The following is a 16,616-nucleotide window of genomic DNA, read 5'->3' as shown; positions in this document are numbered from 1 at the left end:
GCGAACACTGTCTATTGGAGCCAGTCATGCGTTATATCAGTACCCGCGGCCAGGCACCGGCCCTGAATTTCGAAGACGTTCTGTTGGCCGGTTTGGCCACGGACGGCGGCCTGTACGTGCCGGAAAACCTGCCTCGTTTCACCCAGGAAGAAATCGCTTCCTGGGCTGGCCTGCCGTATCACGAGCTGGCCTTCCGGGTGATGCGCCCGTTCGTCACCGGCAGCATCCCCGATGCCGATTTCAAAAAGATTCTTGAAGAAACGTATGGCGTGTTTTCCCACAACGCCGTTGCGCCACTGCGTCAGCTCAATGGCAACGAATGGGTGCTGGAGCTGTTCCACGGCCCGACCCTGGCATTCAAGGACTTCGCCCTGCAACTGCTGGGTCGTCTGCTCGACTACGTGCTGGAAAAGCGCGGCGAGCGCGTGGTGATTGTTGGTGCCACTTCCGGTGACACCGGTTCGGCCGCCATCGAAGGCTGCAAGCACTGCGAAAACGTCGACATCTTCATCCTGCACCCGCACAACCGTGTGTCCGAAGTGCAGCGTCGCCAGATGACCACCATCTTCGGCGAGAACATCCATAACATCGCCATTGAAGGCAACTTCGATGACTGCCAGGAAATGGTCAAGGCCAGCTTCGCCGACCAGAGCTTCCTCAAAGGTACGCGTCTGGTTGCGGTGAACTCGATCAACTGGGCGCGGATCATGGCCCAGATCGTTTACTACTTCTACGCAGCCCTGCAACTGGGCGGCCCGGCGCGTTCGGTGTCGTTCTCGGTGCCGACCGGCAACTTTGGCGATATCTTCGCCGGTTACCTGGCGCGCAATATGGGCCTGCCGATCAACCAGTTGATCGTCGCCACCAACCGCAACGATATCCTGCACCGCTTCATGAGCGGCAATCAGTACGTCAAGGAAACCCTGCACGCCACGCTGTCCCCGTCCATGGACATCATGGTGTCGTCGAACTTCGAGCGCCTGCTGTTCGACCTGCACGGTCGCAACGGCGCGGCGATTGCCGGTTTGATGGACACCTTCAAGCAGGGCGGCGGTTTCAGCGTCGAACAGGAACGCTGGACCGAGGCGCGCAAGCTGTTCGATTCGCTGGCCGTGGACGACGCCCAAACCTGCGAAACCATTGCCGAAGTCTTTGAGCAAACCGGCGAGCTGCTCGACCCGCACACCGCCATCGGTGTGAAGGCCGCGCGCGAATGCCGTCGCAGCCTGGATATCCCGATGGTGATCCTGGGCACGGCTCATCCAGTCAAATTCCCGGACGCAGTGGAAAAAGCAGGTGTAGGAAAAGCGCTCGAACTACCTGCACATCTTTCTGATTTGTTTGAGCGAGATGAGCGTTGCACCGTATTACCGAACGACCTGAAAGCCGTGCAGGCCTTTGTCAGTCAGCATGGCAACCGCGGTAAGCCGTTGTAACCGGCAAAAGCTGTCACATTTTGAAGCCCGTCTCCTGACGGGCTTTCTCATTTCTGCATGCCACACTTGTCGGGTTTCGTAAATGAAGAGCCGCCCATGAAGGACGGGCGAGACGATCACCAAGGAAGTGGCAATGCTGTTTTTCAGAGGGTTTATACCAGCCATGCGTTGGTTGTTTTTGTTGGGTGCCCTGGGTTTTGGGCAATGGGTAAAGGCTGCACAATTGGCGACACACGAATCCCGGGAGTCAGCCAGCGCCGCACGCATTGAGCTGGACGATCAGGAGCTGCGATGGATTGCTGAACATCCGATGGTCATCGTCGCGTCGGCACAGTATCCGTTATATCTGTTCAAGGATGAGCACGGTCACTGGAGCGGTTTGAACAAGGATCTGCTCGACCGAATCAGCGCCATGACAGGGCTGCGGTTCGTCCATGAAGAGTCGTTTTCCACCGATCAGATGCTCGAGCGCCTGGAGAGCGGGGCGGCGGACATGAGCACGACGCTGGCGCTAAATGACGAGCGCAAGATGTTTCTGGATTTCAGCCATGCGTTCGGCGGCGCGGGTTGGGTGCTCGTGGGACTGGCCGGCACACCCGCGTTACAGTCTTTGGAGCAACTGTCGAAAAGAGTCCTGGTATTGCCGACCCGGCACGCCCTGGAGGGCACGATTCGCCGTGACTACCCGGCGATCGAGCTGCGGTCGGTCAAAACCTACGCTGAGGCCCGGGCGCTGGTGGAAAGTGGCGAGGCCTACGCCACCATTGAGAACGAAATCGGAGCGCAGCTTTATCCCTTGGGCCGGCTCAAGGTAGGGCATGCGGTGGAGGGCAAATGGGAGGCTGATCATTTGGCGGTCCGCAAGGGACAGCCGCAGTTGTTGAGCATCCTCAACAAGGCGCTGGAGGCATTTCCACCCGCCGAGTTACGCGCCATACGCCTGAAATGGCTGAAAGGAATTACGCCTGTACATGCGCCCTCGGCCTGGCAACGGATAACCCAGTGGGGTTGCTGGGGCGTGTTCATCGCCAGCCTGTTCGGCCTGCTTTCATTGCTTTGGAATCGTCGGCTCGCGGCACTGATCGAACAACGGCGAGGCGCCGAAAAAGACCTCAATGACCAGCTCTCATTCCAGCATGCATTGATAGACGCCATGCCCGATCCCATGTTCGTGCGTGATCTGGAAGGGCGTTTGATCATGTGCAATAAAAGTTATGAGGAGTGCTTGTCGACCCGTTTCGACCAGGTTCAGGGGCGACAGCTGATCGAACTCGATGTCTTGCCCAAAGAAACCGCTGAGCAGTTGCACGCCGAGTTCATGGCTCAGCTCGATACTCGCAAGACCCGTTTCAGCGAGCGTCAGTTGATGTTCAAGGACGGCGTCAGGGACGTCTACCAGTGGACGGTGCCGTTTTACAGTGCGGACGGTCAATTGCGAGGGCTGCTGGGCGGATGGAGCGATATCGGCAAGCGTACACGGCAGGTGTGAAGCGATTGTTTTTTTGCTGTCATCTTTGCCGTGCATGCTCTAACTACCAGAGGCGCCGGTGCGCCTGCCGTTGGAATCCAGAACTTTCTTCTCGGGCCTGTGGTCATTTACTGTGGATACGCCCCAGGCACTTTGTTTTCGGACTATTGAGTGGTGATCGAGATGGAAAGTATCAGTCTATTGCTCGGTGAGGCTCTGAGCCCGTATCAGGTCACGTTGACCCCATCGGGTGTCCAGGGCGAATACCTGGTGACCCTGAAGAATGCGAGCGGCGCTATCGTGGTCGAACGGCTGTTCAATCAGGCCCAGTTAACCGATAAACGTCTGCTGACGGATGTCGTCGACGGGTTGCACCGCGACGTGTTGATTGCTGAAGGACGTCTGGAGCCCTGTGTCATCGCCGCATTGCGCAATGCTGCTCAGGACAAGATCCTGGCCAATCGCAATTGAATTGTTTTTTGTGGGAACCTTCCCGCGTCAAGGTCAGTCAGACCATGTAACAGCAGGATCAAGCATTGTGCTCCGGTGCTTGTGGCTTGCTGCTACTGGTCTTTATGTAGGCCACGTTTAACCCCGAGTCGTCTCCCCACTTCTCGGGGTTTCTTTTTGCCCGGGATTTATCACTGCGTGGCTTGGCGCTCGAAAAAGGCCCTGGTTTCTTCCAGATAATCTGTGCGTCGTTGCGGATCGAGCCAGTCGGCATACAGCGGGTCCAATTGCTCGCGAGGCAGGGCGCGCAATAGCTGATTGATTTCACTGATCGCTTGTCGGCCCTGAGGGGTATTCGAGCAACCGATGTACCCGGACAGGTACTTGCCCGTGCCTTTGACCGGATAGAACTCCAGCTGCTCATCGGCAATGTTTCCCTGACGAGCCTGATAACGGATCTCCGGCCAGTAACCCAAGACCGCCTGCAAACGCCCCAGGCGCTGCATCTGCAACAGACTGCCGAGGGCGTCGTTGCCGTAGTGGGGCGTCAGCACGCCGGGCGGCGCCTGTTGCAGCAATGTGTCGAGGAACTGACCGTAACTGCGCTCAGCCACCACCCCGACTTTCTGTCGACCGCTGGCCAGCAGTGCCGCCAGATCGACTTCATCGCCAAAGAGAAAGGGCGCCAGCATCGACCGGTCTTCATGTCGGATCACCAGCCCATTGCTGACCATCCGGTAGGCCGGGATGGAAAACGCAATTGATTGCTCGCGCTCCTTGCTCCAGATCAACGAGGGGTCGCAGGTAAAGGATCCTTCGTGAAGCATTTGCATGCCACGGGCGCGATTGACCCGTATCAGGGTGTGTTCGTATTGCGGCATGCCGGTGATCAACCGCGGCATCAGTTGATCGATAACCCCCAGGCCTTTTTTCGGGCCTTCGAAAATGGTCAGTGGCGGCAGGTCGCGCAGCAGCCAGATCAAATGCTCTTTCGGTTGCGCCAGGGCCGGAGGTATCAGCCCTGACAACAGCCCGAGAATCACCAGTGCACGCCAACGGCACACTTGATTGAGGGCTGATGAAAGCAGGCGTTTCAGCTTAGATGGCTCCGTCTTCACGCAGCCGTGCGATCTGTGCCGGATCGTAGCCAAGATCGTGGAGTACCTGCGCGTTGTGTTCACCCAGCTGCGGCCCGACCCATTCGGAGGTGCCGGGTGTCTCGGAGAGTTTTGGCACAATGCCGGGCATCTTGAAGTCTTTGCCATCGGGCAGTTTGGCTTGCAGGAACATTTCCCGGGCCAGGTACTGTGGATCGCTGAACATGTCTTCGGCACTGAAGATCCGGCTGGCGGGCACGTCAGCCTGGTTCAGTTGCGCGATCACCTCGTCCAGCGGCAGTGAGTTGACCCAGCGATCGATCACCCCGTAAATCTCGTCGCGACGGCTGTCGCGCCCGTCGTTGCTGGCCAGCACAGGGTCGTTGGCCAGGTCTTCGCGCCCGATGATCAGCATGAACCGCTTGAAGATCGCATCGCCGTTGGCGCCGATCTGTACGTGTTTGCCGTCGGCGCTGGTGTGAATGGAGGAGGGCGTGATGCCCGGCATGATGTTGCCGGTGCGTTCGCGGATGAAGCCGAACACGTCGAACTCCGGGACCATGCTTTCCATCATGGCGAAAATCGCTTCGTACAGTGCCACATCCACCACTTGGCCCAAGCCGCCGTTGACCTCGCGATGACGCAAGGCCATCAGCGCGCCGATCACGCCCCAGAGCGCGGCAATCGAATCGCCGATGGAAATCCCGGTACGCACCGGCGGCCGGTCCTCGAACCCGGTGATGTAGCGCAGACCGCCCATGGATTCACCGACCGCGCCGAAGCCTGGCTGATCTTTCATCGGCCCGGTCTGGCCGAAGCCGGAGAGCCGCACCATTACCAGTTTCGGGTTCAGTGCGTGCAAGACTTCCCAGCCCAGACCGAGTTTTTCCAGCACGCCGGGGCGAAAATTCTCGATCAGGATGTCTGCTTCGCTGAGCAGCTGTTTCAGAATCGCCAGGCCGTCCGGGTGTTTCAGGTTCAGGGTCAAGGACTTCTTGTTACGCGCCTGAACGAACCACCAAAGCGAAGTGCCTTCATACAACTTGCGCCATTTGCGCAAAGGATCACCGCCATCCGGGGATTCGATCTTGATCACTTCGGCGCCGAATTCGCCGCAAATACGCGAGGCAAACGGCCCGGCAATCAACGTACCCAATTCGATGACTTTCAGACCCGAGAGCGGTTTGTTGGAGAACGGCATGCTGAATCCTGTAGGACATAGGCTGAGCGGATGCAGAGTTTTAACATAGGCCGACGTCCATAGCCCAAAGTTGATCGCCTTCAATTCGTTGATTGCCTGTTGCATCGGTTAGACTTGCCGCCTTTCCTCGTATCAAGAAGCCCGTTCATGGCCCAGCCGTCCACGACCTACAAGTTTGAACTGAACCTCACCGACCTTGACCGCAGCGTCTACGAGAGCGTGAAGCAGACCATCGCCCGTCACCCTTCGGAAACCGAAGAGCGCATGACCGTGCGGCTGCTGGCCTACGCCTTCTGGTACAACGAGCAGTTGTCCTTCGGTCGCGGTCTGTCAGACGTGGATGAACCGGCGCTGTGGGAAAAAAGCCTGGATGATCGTGTCCTGCACTGGATTGAAGTCGGCCAGCCAGACGCCGATCGCCTGACCTGGTGCTCGCGCCGCACCGAGCGCACCAGTCTGCTGGCTTACGGCAGCCTGCGTGTGTGGGAAACCAAAGTGATCCCGGCGATCAAAAACCTGAAAAACGTTCACATCGCCGCCGTGCCCCAGGAAGTGCTGGAAACCCTGGCCAAGGACATGCCGCGCGTTATCAAGTGGGATGTGATGATCAGCGAAGGAACGATTTTCGTCACCGACGACCGTGGTCAGCATGAAGTCCAGTTGCAATGGCTGAGCGGCGAACGCGGCTGATTATTCGCCGCTGGAGCGCGTTACCCGGTTTTATCCTACGTATTCAAGAGAAGCACCTGTCACCCCATGCGCATCGAACCTCGCCTGTTGCCCGACACCCTGCCATTCCTTGGTGATATTCCACCGCTACTGACCCGTCTGTATGCGGCGCGGGGTGTGCAGTCCGAGGCTGAACTGGACAAGAGCCTGGTGCGGCTGATTCCGTTCCAGCAGCTCAAAGGCATCGATGCGGCGGTGGATTTGCTGGTGACGGCCCTCGAGCAACGTCAGCGGATTCTGATCGTCGGCGACTTCGACGCCGATGGTGCGACGGCCAGTACCGTGGGCATGCTGGGGTTGCGCCTGTTGGGCGCGGCGCATGTCGACTATCTGGTGCCGAACCGGTTCGAGTACGGCTACGGCCTGACCCCGGAAATCGTCGAAGTGGCGCTGACCCGCGAGCCGCAACTGCTGATTACCGTGGACAACGGCATCTCCAGCGTCGAAGGCGTGGCAGCGGCGAAACAGGCCGGGCTCAAGGTGCTGGTCACCGATCACCACTTGCCTGGCGACGAGCTGCCGTTGGCCGATGCCATCGTCAATCCGAACCAGCCGGGTTGCGCGTTCCCGAGCAAAGCCCTGGCCGGTGTCGGGGTGATCTTCTATGTGCTGATGGCCCTGCGCGCGCGCTTGCGCAGCCTGGGTTGGTACGAGAGCAAGCCGCAGCCGAACATTGGCGAACTGCTGGATCTGGTGGCGCTGGGCAGCGTCGCCGACGTGGTGCCATTGGATGCCAATAACCGGATTCTGGTGCATCAGGGCCTGGAGCGGATTCGCGCCGGGCGTGCGCGGCCGGGCATCAAGGCGATCCTTGAAGTGGCCAAGCGCGACCATTCGCGCATTACCTCCACCGACCTGGGCTTCATCCTCGGCCCACGTCTGAACGCGGCAGGGCGTCTGGATGACATGAGCCTGGGCATTGAATGCCTGCTCACCGAAGACGCGGGCGCTGCCCGTGAAATGGCTGCTCAACTGGATGGCATGAACCAGGACCGCAAATCCATCGAGCAGGGCATGCAGCGTGAGGCGTTGGCCCAACTCAAGGATTTACCGCTGGAGTCGATGCCATTCGGCCTGTGCCTGTTCGATCCCGAGTGGCACCAGGGCGTCATCGGTATCCTCGCCTCGCGTATGAAAGAGCGCTATTTCCGTCCGACCATTGCCTTTGCCGATGCCGGTGATGGCCTGCTCAAGGGCTCGGGGCGTTCGGTTCAGGGCTTTCATATTCGCGATGCCTTGAGCGTGGTCGCGGCGCAGCACCCAAACCTGATCAGTAAATACGGTGGTCACGCCATGGCGGCCGGCCTGACCTTGCCGGAAGCGAATTTTCCGTTGTTCGCCGAGGCCTTCGACGCTGAAGTGCGTAGGCAAATGCGCGAAGAAGACCTGACCGGGCGCCTGCTGTCGGACGGCACGTTGGCGGTCGAAGAGTTTCACCTGGAACTGGCCCGCGCCCTGCGCCACGCCGGGCCATGGGGGCAACACTTCCCGGAGCCGCTGTTTCACGGGGTGTTCCAGTTGGTCGAGCAGCGCGTGGTGGGTGAGCGGCACCTCAAAGTGGTGCTGAAAAGTGAATGTGGTTCGGTGAAGCTCGATGGCATTGCCTTCGGTATCGACCGCGACATCTGGCCGAATCCGACCATCAAGTGGGTTGAATTGGCTTACAAGCTCGACCTTAACGAGTTTCGTGGGAACGAGACGGTGCAGTTGATGATTGCCCACATCGAACCGCGTTAAGCCCTTCGCGGGCAAGCCTCGCTCCTACAGATCACTGACATCCGTAGGAGCGAGGCTTGCCCGCGAAAGTGAACTATCTGGCACCCAATCTCTCGGAACCCTCCCTCATCCCTCGATGTCGACTAGGCTCTAAGCACTGCTTGATTATCCTTGTGACGTCTTGTCGAATTTTTTGCCCGCGGGGGCGGGTGCTGCACCTTTTTCCTGTCACTCGTCGACTATTCAAACAGAACCCTGGAGCCTGCCCACTGATTCGAGAGGTGCCCCATGAGTCTGCTGCTTGAGCCCTATACCCTTCGTCAATTGACCTTGCTTAACCGCATTGCGGTATCACCGATGTGCCAGTATTCCAGCGTGGATGGGCTGGCCAATGACTGGCATCTGGTCCACCTTGGTAGCCGCGCTATCGGCGGCGCCGGCCTGATATTCACCGAAGCCACGGCGGTCACCGCCGATGGACGCATCACCGCCCAGGACCTCGGTCTCTGGAATGATCAACAGATCGAATCCTTGCAACGTATTACGCGCTTCATCGCCGCCCAGGGCGCCGTTGCCGGCATCCAGTTGGCTCATGCCGGGCGCAAGGCCAGCACGCATCGGCCATGGCTCGGCAAGCATGGCAGCGTCAAGCCGGAAGACGGCGGCTGGATTCCGGTCGGTCCTTCGCCCATCGCTTTCGACCCCCAGCACACACCACCGAAGCCGCTCGATGAGGGCGAGATCGCTGACATCATTCAGGCTTTCGTCGATTCGGCCAAACGAGCGCTGACCGCCGGTTTCAAAGTGGTCGAAGTACACGCCGCCCACGGTTACCTGTTGCATCAGTTTCTTTCGCCCCTGAGCAATCAGCGACGCGATCAGTACGGCGGTTCGTTCGAGAATCGAATTCGGCTGGTGTTGCAAGTCACCGAAGCGGTGCGGGCGGTATGGCCTGAAGAGTTACCGGTGTTTGTACGGGTATCGGCCACCGACTGGGTGGAAGACGGCTGGAACCCCGATGAAACCGTGGAGCTGGCGCGGCGCCTCAAAGATTTGGGCGTGGACCTGATCGACGTCTCGTCGGGTGGTACGGCGGTAAACGCCGAAATTCCTACAGGCCCCGGTTATCAGACCCGTTTTGCCGAGCGCGTACGCAAGGAGTCAGGCATTGCCACCGGCACCGTAGGAATGATCACCGAACCGGCCCAGGCCGAACACATTCTGCGCACCTGTCAGGCCGACATCATCTTCCTCGCCCGGGAGTTGTTGCGTGATCCGTATTGGCCGCTGCATGCCGATGATGATCTGGGCGGGCACAAGGCTATCTGGCCGGCGCAATACCAGCGGGCGACCCATCGTGATCAGCCGATTCATGAGTCGGATTTGCGTGATTGAATGCCGCTGTAAAACCCAAAAGCCCCGGTCCTGTTGATCGGGGCTTTCGTTTATCTGGCGGGAATATTTTGCCGGGCTTTGCGGCCTCATCGCGAGCAGGCTCGCTCCCACATTGGATCGATGCCGATCACATTATTGTGAAACTACGCAGCCCCCTGTGGGAGCGAGCCTGCTCGCGAAGGCGCCATTCCAGACCCCGACTGACTCTCAGGTGTACTTACGCTTATCAGGCGCCGGCGGGAAATACTGGTACAACCAGGTTTCACTCAACGTGCGGTCGTTGGTGCGAATGAACAACCGCAGTTCCACTGGTGCCACGCTGTCATTGGTCGGGAACCAGTCGAAGGTAATGCGGTAACCCTTGATGTCATCGAGTACCAACACATTGAAGTCCTTCACTTCGCCGTTCGAGCAGGTCACCACCGGCTCGATGCTCGCGCCTTCGGGCAAGCGGTCCAGACCGCCGCCGGTAAAGTCCACGGCAAAGCGTCGCGCCCAGACTTCCGGATAATGCTCACCCGGCGCCCAGCCTTCGATGAAGCCGCCCATGCCCGAACGGGTCGCGTTGACCCGTGCCAGCGGCGTGCCGGCGGGTGGCAAAGCGCTCCAGTAGAGCTTGTAGCCATAGTTCAGAGAGTCCCCGGCCGCGACCGGTTTTTTCGGCGTCCAGAACGCAACGATGTTATCCAGGGTTTCGCCGGTTGTAGGAATTTCCAGCAAATCGATAGAGCCTTCGCCCCACGCGGTCGTAGGTTCTACCCACAGGCTCGGACGCTTGCTGTACCAATCGACGGTGTCCTGATAACTGTCGAACTCATGGTCGGTCTGCACCAGCCCAAAGCCTTTCGGGTCGGTGTCGGCGAAGGCGTTGAATTGCAGGGTGGCCGGGTTGTTCAGCGGGCGGCAGATCCACTCGCCGTTGCCGCGCCACATCGCCAGCCGATCAGAGTCGTGGATTTGCGGGTGAATCGTGTCGCACATGCGACGCTCGTGGGTGCCGCAGCTGAACATGCTGGTCATCGGCGCGATGCCCAGTTGTTCTATAGCGGTACGGGCATTGATGTGGGCGTCGACGTCCATCACCACACGCTCGGCCTGGCAATCGATGTCAAAACGATAGGCACCGGTAGCGCTCGGCGAATCGAGCAAGGCGTAAACCACGAAATGGGTGCTGTCCTTGTCCGGTGTCTCGAACCAGAACTTGGTGAAGTCCGGGAATTCTTCACGCTTCTTGGCGTACGTATCAATCGCCAGACCGCGGGCCGACAAGCCGTATTGACCGCTGGCATCTACCGCACGGAAATAGCTGGCGCCGAGGAATGACAACACGTCGTGCTTGTCCAGTTCCGGGGCCTTGAACAGCTTGAATCCGGAAAAGCCCAGATCGCCGGTGAGCTGTTTAGTGTCGACGGTGGTTTTTTCATAGTTGAACAGCGACGGGCGGAAATGCACCTCGCGCGCCAGACGGGTCTTGGGATCGACGCTGTACATGCGCACGGGCTGCTTGAAACCCATGCCGACGTGGAAAAACTGCACGTCCAGCTGACCTTTCAGGTCCTTCCACAGCGAGTGATTACCGTCGTAGCGGATCGCATTGAAGTTCTGCGGTGTCATGGTCGCCAGCGTCGGCGGCAGCCCCTGTTTGGTGTCCTGCCAGGGTTTGCCGGCGAGCTGTTTGGCCTGGCTCTTCAGCGCTTCGAAGTCGAACGCCAAAGCATCGCCATCAGCCGCGCCGCCGCCAGCCCAGGCGCGCGTGGCCAATAGGCCGGTGGCAGAGAGACCGGTATAAGCCGCGATGGCCATGGAGGCTTTGAGCAAATTCCTGCGGTGCATAAGTACAACCTGTCGTGAACAATCCCGCGCCGTTCCTGGCACGTGCTGGATCAGAAATAACGGTTCGGACATGCCTTGGCCAAACGCAACGGACTAGGGGGCGTTCTGAATTAGTTTCCCCAACGCGGCGGGGAAACTAATTCAGAACGCCCCCTAAACAGATGCCAAATAGCTTAAACCGTTCGGTTGCAGAGCAAAAATGATTGATGGCACCGCGACAGCGTGGCAATGAAACAAGACATTTCAGGTAACGTTTCTTGCAGGACTTTCTGATTTATAGGGCATATCTGCTTTTTTCGACTAATTACTCTAAAAACCGCTTTTCAGCGCCGATTTAATTTCTATTCTATGGGGCATGACCGGTTTCGGCCCTTCAGACCGGTGGGTTCAGCAGGCACAAGGTGTCGCTGAAAGTGATAGGGCGATGCGGTTTTGAAGTTTTCTCTGACGTATAGAAAGGACATCGTCCATGTCGAAAGTACAAGGCATCACTGAAATATTAGGAATCTTCCCCTGGCTGGCCACCGGTCGGCGAAGGCGTCGGCTCAATTCGGAAGAGTTGAAGTTGGTGGAGCGGTATCGCGAGCTGTCGGAAAGCGACCGGATTGCGATGCGGTATCTGGTGGATGCGATGCGCAGTGTTTCGCGGTTTTAACGGTAGGAGATCGAGTGATGTTGGATAACCAAAGGGACGGACTGTAAAAGTCCGTCCCTTTGTGCATCAGGTCAACGGCTGCAAATCGTGAATGGCCGCTGTGCCTGCATCAGGTCAGGCATGTCCCGCCATTTGATCCAGGCCTGATGCTGCCAATGCAGCAGCGGCACAGAGACCCCAGCCCACTGCAACGAACTCAGGCTCGGAATGTTTTCCACCGATGCCGCGTTCGTATCACGCAGCATTGGCATGACCTCGTTGCTCAGCCACTGGCGCAGGTTTCGGTTTTCCGGGACGAAATGGTGAACCAGAAGGGCATACATCCCTGATTCGCTGACCATCAGTGATTCGACCGTTTTGCCGTTCTTCAGCAACCAGACGTATCGGCGTTGATCAGGATCGAGCTTCAGGGTGAGGCGCTGGTCCAGCGGTCGGCCCATCAGGCGACCGAGGTCCTGAACGCAGAACCAGGCTTGGTTGTCCTGCATAAAGGCGTGGAGGAAGCGGTTGTGGCGGGTGAAGACGGTAGGGGTGAAATGGGGATGGGTCATGACCTGCCTCCCAGAAGTCGGCATAAGGCTGTTCTGGACGAATATCGAGCGTGCTTGGACATTAAGGTGACTTCCGTTTTGATTGGGAAAGTCGCCACCAACCCTTCGATAGGTTAGGTGGCGAACCGAGTGGCGTTCGAAGTCGGGACACTTCCAATCAAAACGGAAGCCGGAAGGCCCGCGCCACACGGCCCGCCATAAAGCAGAACTGAAGGCATGAAACAGCCATAGTTCTATGGGGGGCGTGTAAGCACCGTTTTGATTTGTTCCGGCTTCGACCCCGGGTCGCTGATTTTGCAGCGACGGGTTGAAGCCTATCGTTCAGGCGCTCGCGGCGCCAAGTCTACTCTGGCGACGCTTGTTGTAGGAATCGTTGCATTTGCTGGAAGGCTCCATCTGTAGGAATTTCCTGTTTTTGCACGAGGTGCAGGGAGACAGCGCCAAATGAATGGTTTTTCCTATATTTATTCTGCTTTCAGGAATTAAGTGCAGGATTTCTACATGTTGATCGAATTTTCGGTTTCCAATTATCGCTCCTTCCGTGATGCGCAAACCCTGTCCATGGTTGCGACCCCACGCCTGAGTAAAAAGCGCAATGTATTCAAACCTTCTGTGAGTGGCGAAAAATTACCGGACTTGTTGAAGGTAGCGGCGATTTACGGGCCGAACGCGTCCGGTAAATCTTCTCTTATCCAGGCGATGGGGATCATGGGACGCCTGCTCGCAACGACCCCCTCCTCAAATGATGAACCGCTGCCGGTTTCTCCGTTTCGTTTTGACCCGCTGCTCAAGAACGAGCCCAGTTCTTTTGAGTACAACTTCATTCAAAACGAGCTCCGATATAGGTTTGTTCTGCGCATTACTTCGCAACGGATAATCAAGGAGCAACTGGTCTCCTATCCCAAAGGGAAAGAAACACTGCTGTATGAGCGTCGTTTTGGTGATGAGGGAGAGCAGTATGTCTTTGGTTCAAGTCTTGAAGGTGGCAAAGATGTCCACAATGCCTGGCGGCGCCTGACAGGTCCGAAGGTGTTGTTTATTTCGCAGGCCGTTGCGAACAGCAGCGAAGAACTGGCTCAGTTGCGAGCGCCGTTTACCTGGTTTAAAACCGGTCTTCTTGTCATTGAACAGAACAACATGATGGGGCTCTCTGCCGCCTCCATCAGGTTTTTGCAGGTTGCCTCGGACTACACAGTCGATTTAAAGGAGTTCTTAAGGGCAGTGGATATTCCAGTGTCTGCTATTCAACTCAATATTGAGGATGCAGATGCTGTTCCGACCCAGAAGAAGCTCTCGCTTAAGGAGTTCTTCGTGGCGGCCCAGAAAGACAAAGTGACCCTGACGCATACAAGTCTTTTGGGAACAGCAGAGTTTGATTTCTCAGAAGAGTCTGGTGGCACAAAAAACCTGATTGGCTTTTGGCTGCCCTGGTTCATGATCAATTGCGCAGATGGAAGCGGGATACTGTCTGTCGATGAGTTGGACAGCAGCCTCCATCCTGAAATAGTCGCTGATCTGATCGGGAAACATCTTGATAGCGAGTTGGAAACCCAGCTGATCTTTACGACTCACGACACTCATCTAATGAATGCAAAAATTCTGCGGCGTGATCAGTTCTGGCTCACTGAGCGCGATGCCAATGGTGCAACCCGTGTTTTTTCCGTTCACGATTTTGAAGGGCGAGAGGGTGAGGATGTCGAGAAACGCTACTTTGAAGGCCGTTACCGTGGTTTGCCGCTGATCAGACGGAGGTGACCAATGGTGCACTCGACAACATCATTTGATCGGAAGAAATCAAGATTCAAGCCCCAGCCTCAAGTGCTGGTTCTGTGTGAAGATAGCAAGTCAGGAAAACGGTATCTGGAGGAGGCCGCCTTTCATTTTCGCGCCAAGGCTCAGGTAGAAATTGCCCACTGCGGAGTCACGCACCCGAGCGGTATAGTAGAAAGAGCCATTGCCCGTCAGAAACGTTTCGACAAAGTGTTTTGTGCATTGGATCGCGATACGCACCTATGTTTTGAGCGAGCCATAGATCTGGCGAGGCCTCATCCGAAAATCAAAGTCATAGCATCGTTTCCCTGTTTTGAGTTTTGGCTTCTTTTGCACTTCGGTTTCAATCGAAAGCCATTTAGAGCTGTTGGGAAAAACTCTCCGGGCGACTTGGTAGCCAAGAGCCTCAGAGAAAAGCCGAACATGGATAAGTACCAGAAGGGCAAAGACATCAGCTAATTTGCTCAGCTATTGGGTGAGCCTTTTCAGACAGCCAGAGCTTTGGCACCCAAGATTCTCGAGGACGTCGCCATTAGTGGCGAACCCAATCCCAGCACCGAAATCCATCTGCTGATGGATGAATTCGAAATACTTTCCAAACCACAACCGATCTAACACCCTCAACCCTGCCACATAGAAGTGTGGCCAGCATTGAGGGTGTTAGATCGGTTCAATTTGTTTGGCTTTTGGTGTGGGACCTGGTGGTGCACGTTGCGGGGTGTCTTCCTTGAGTTCGTGACGACGCCATTCGCGGGCAAGCCTCGCTCCTACAGGGATCGCGTCGTTTCATTGATTGACACAAACCTGTAGGAGCGAGGCTTGCCCGCGAAGCTTTCAATGCTTGAACATCACATGCCGCACAACGGTGTAGTCCTCCAGCCCATACATCGACATGTCTTTGCCATAACCAGACAGTTTCTGACCACCGTGCGGCATTTCGCTGACCAGCATGAAGTGGGTGTTCACCCAGGTGCAGCCGTACTGCAGGCGTGCAGACAGGCGATGGGCGCGGCCGACGTCCGCGGTCCAGACCGACGATGCCAGGCCGTAGTCTGAATCGTTGGCCCAGGCCAGTGCTTGCGCTTCATCGGTGAACTGGGTGACCGACACTACCGGGCCGAACACTTCGCGGCGCACGATCTCGTCGTCCTGTTGCGCGTCGGCCAGTACTGTCGGCTCGAAGAAGAAACCATTGCCTTCCACCGCTTTGCCACCGGTGATCAACCGAATGTGCGGTTGCGCCATGGCTCGCTCGACGAACCCGGTCACGCGGTCGCGATGCTGCGCGCTGATCAACGGGCCCAGCTCCGTCGATGGATCGTCCTGCAAGCCGTACTTGATGCTGCTGACGGCCGCACCGAGCTTCTCGACGAACTGGTCGTAGATGCCCGCCTGCGCGTAAATGCGGCAGGCGGCGGTGCAGTCCTGGCCGGCGTTGTAGAAACCGAAGGTGCGAATGCCTTCCACGGCGGCGTCGATGTCGGCGTCGTCGAAGATGATCACCGGGGCTTTGCCGCCCAGTTCCATGTGCATGCGCTTGACGCTGTTGGCGGTGCTGGAAATGATGTTCGAGCCGGTGGCGATGGAGCCGGTCAGCGACACCATGCGCACTTTCGGGTGAGTGACCAGTGGGCTGCCGACCGTCGGACCACGACCGAACACCAGGTTAAGCACGCCGGCCGGGAAGATTTCCGACGCCAGTTCTGCCAGGCGCAGGGCGGTCAGAGGGGTTTGTTCCGACGGCTTGAGCACCACGGTATTACCGGCGGCCAGGGCCGGGGCGATTTTCCAGGCGACCATCATCAGCGGGTAGTTCCACGGCGCGATGGAGGCAATCACGCCCACCGGGTCGCGGCGGATCATCGAGGTGTGGCCGGGCAGGTATTCCCCTCCCAGCGCACCGCTCATGCAACGGCTGGCACCGGCGAAGAAACGAAAGACATCGGCAATCGCCGGGATCTCGTCGTTCAGCGCGGCGCTGTAGGGTTTGCCGCAGTTGTCCGATTCCAGTTTGGCCAGCTCTTCGCCATGGGCTTCAATGAGGTCGGCGAGTTTGAGCAGCAGCAGTGAGCGCTCTTTCGGCGTGGTTTGCGACCAGCCTTCGAAGGCGGTATCGGCGGCCTGCACGGCGGCATCGACCTGGGCTTCGCTGGCTTCGTTGATTTCCACCAGTACACGGCCGAGTGCCGGGTTGAACACGGCTTGGGCGGGGCCGTCGCCGTTGACGAGTTGGCCGTTGATCAAGAGTTTGGTTTGCATGACGTTGTCCTCATCGAAGCGGTTGTATTTCCTCTATGGGAACCGGATCTAATGTG

General features: G+C 57.8%; 13 protein-coding genes and 1 pseudogene. 9 read left to right on the top strand and 5 right to left on the bottom strand.

The features are described 5' to 3' along the window. Positions 1-26 precede the first annotated feature (26 nt). From thrC to KGB14_RS11440, 3 genes are all read left to right on the top strand, one after another. Positions 27-1,436 (top strand): threonine synthase, encoded by a 1,410-nt coding sequence (gene thrC, locus KGB14_RS11450; RefSeq protein WP_223486611.1) that lies wholly within the window; start codon positions 27-29, stop codon positions 1,434-1,436. Between the two features lie 133 nt (positions 1,437-1,569). Then, complete coding sequence (locus tag KGB14_RS11445) at positions 1,570-2,925, top strand: transporter substrate-binding domain-containing protein (protein WP_223486609.1); 1,356 nt, start codon at positions 1,570-1,572, stop codon at positions 2,923-2,925. Between the two features lie 162 nt (positions 2,926-3,087). Further along, on the top strand, positions 3,088-3,375 hold the full coding sequence (locus KGB14_RS11440) for a DUF3509 domain-containing protein (RefSeq protein ID WP_223486608.1): 288 nt from the start codon (positions 3,088-3,090) through the stop codon (positions 3,373-3,375). 170 nt (positions 3,376-3,545) lie between these two features. Here the strand turns inward: KGB14_RS11440 and KGB14_RS11435 are convergent, their stop codons facing one another. Then, positions 3,546-4,472 (bottom strand): TIGR02285 family protein, encoded by a 927-nt coding sequence (locus tag KGB14_RS11435; protein ID WP_223486606.1) that lies wholly within the window; start codon positions 4,470-4,472, stop codon positions 3,546-3,548. Then, positions 4,453-5,652: a CaiB/BaiF CoA transferase family protein gene (locus tag KGB14_RS11430; protein ID WP_223486604.1), complete on the bottom strand. Its 1,200-nt coding sequence runs from the start codon at positions 5,650-5,652 to the stop codon at positions 4,453-4,455. Before KGB14_RS11430 ends, KGB14_RS11435 begins: the two co-directional genes overlap by 20 nt. A gap of 147 nt (positions 5,653-5,799) precedes the next feature. Here KGB14_RS11430 and KGB14_RS11425 point away from each other — a divergent pair, with 147 nt between their 5' ends. The 3 genes from KGB14_RS11425 (at position 5,800) to KGB14_RS11415 (ending at position 9,492) form a co-directional block, all read left to right on the top strand. After that, the gene (locus KGB14_RS11425) at positions 5,800-6,342 is read left to right on the top strand and encodes a YaeQ family protein (RefSeq protein WP_007897614.1); all 543 of its coding nucleotides are present in this window, start codon (positions 5,800-5,802) and stop codon (positions 6,340-6,342) included. 66 nt (positions 6,343-6,408) lie between these two features. Then, the gene (gene recJ, locus KGB14_RS11420; protein ID WP_223486601.1) at positions 6,409-8,118 is read left to right on the top strand and encodes a single-stranded-DNA-specific exonuclease RecJ; all 1,710 of its coding nucleotides are present in this window, start codon (positions 6,409-6,411) and stop codon (positions 8,116-8,118) included. A 267-nt stretch (positions 8,119-8,385) separates the two neighbouring features. Next, positions 8,386-9,492: an NADH:flavin oxidoreductase/NADH oxidase gene (locus KGB14_RS11415; RefSeq protein WP_223486599.1), complete on the top strand. Its 1,107-nt coding sequence runs from the start codon at positions 8,386-8,388 to the stop codon at positions 9,490-9,492. Between the two features lie 207 nt (positions 9,493-9,699). Here the strand turns inward: KGB14_RS11415 and KGB14_RS11410 are convergent, their stop codons facing one another. Further along, positions 9,700-11,325: a glucan biosynthesis protein D gene (locus tag KGB14_RS11410; RefSeq protein ID WP_223486597.1), complete on the bottom strand. Its 1,626-nt coding sequence runs from the start codon at positions 11,323-11,325 to the stop codon at positions 9,700-9,702. Positions 11,326-11,794: 469 nt separating this feature from the next. Here KGB14_RS11410 and KGB14_RS11405 point away from each other — a divergent pair, with 469 nt between their 5' ends. Continuing rightward, positions 11,795-11,980 carry a hypothetical protein gene (locus KGB14_RS11405; RefSeq protein WP_223486595.1) on the top strand — a complete coding sequence of 62 codons (186 nt, stop codon included), beginning with the start codon at positions 11,795-11,797 and terminating at the stop codon, positions 11,978-11,980. A gap of 71 nt (positions 11,981-12,051) precedes the next feature. Here KGB14_RS11405 and KGB14_RS11400 read toward each other — a convergent pair whose 3' ends face one another. Continuing rightward, positions 12,052-12,531, bottom strand: coding sequence for a Bro-N domain-containing protein (locus tag KGB14_RS11400; RefSeq protein WP_223486592.1), 480 nt, complete (start codon positions 12,529-12,531; stop codon positions 12,052-12,054). 501 nt (positions 12,532-13,032) lie between these two features. Here KGB14_RS11400 and KGB14_RS11395 point away from each other — a divergent pair. Together KGB14_RS11395 and KGB14_RS11390 are read left to right on the top strand one after the other, a co-directional pair. Next, positions 13,033-14,286, top strand: a complete 1,254-nt coding sequence (locus KGB14_RS11395; protein ID WP_223486590.1) for an AAA family ATPase — start codon at positions 13,033-13,035, stop codon at positions 14,284-14,286. A gap of 3 nt (positions 14,287-14,289) precedes the next feature. Next, positions 14,290-14,916 (top strand): annotated as a pseudogene (locus tag KGB14_RS11390) (RloB family protein). 219 nt (positions 14,917-15,135) lie between these two features. Here the strand turns inward: KGB14_RS11390 and KGB14_RS11385 are convergent. Next, positions 15,136-16,560: a gamma-aminobutyraldehyde dehydrogenase gene (locus tag KGB14_RS11385; protein ID WP_223486588.1), complete on the bottom strand. Its 1,425-nt coding sequence runs from the start codon at positions 16,558-16,560 to the stop codon at positions 15,136-15,138. Positions 16,561-16,616 lie beyond the last annotated feature (56 nt).

The organism is Pseudomonas sp. A-RE-19 (assembly GCF_019956555.1).
Taxonomy (GTDB): domain Bacteria; phylum Pseudomonadota; class Gammaproteobacteria; order Pseudomonadales; family Pseudomonadaceae; genus Aquipseudomonas.
Note: the sequence above shows the minus strand (reverse complement) of the source record. Positions and strands in the feature narration are given on the sequence as shown.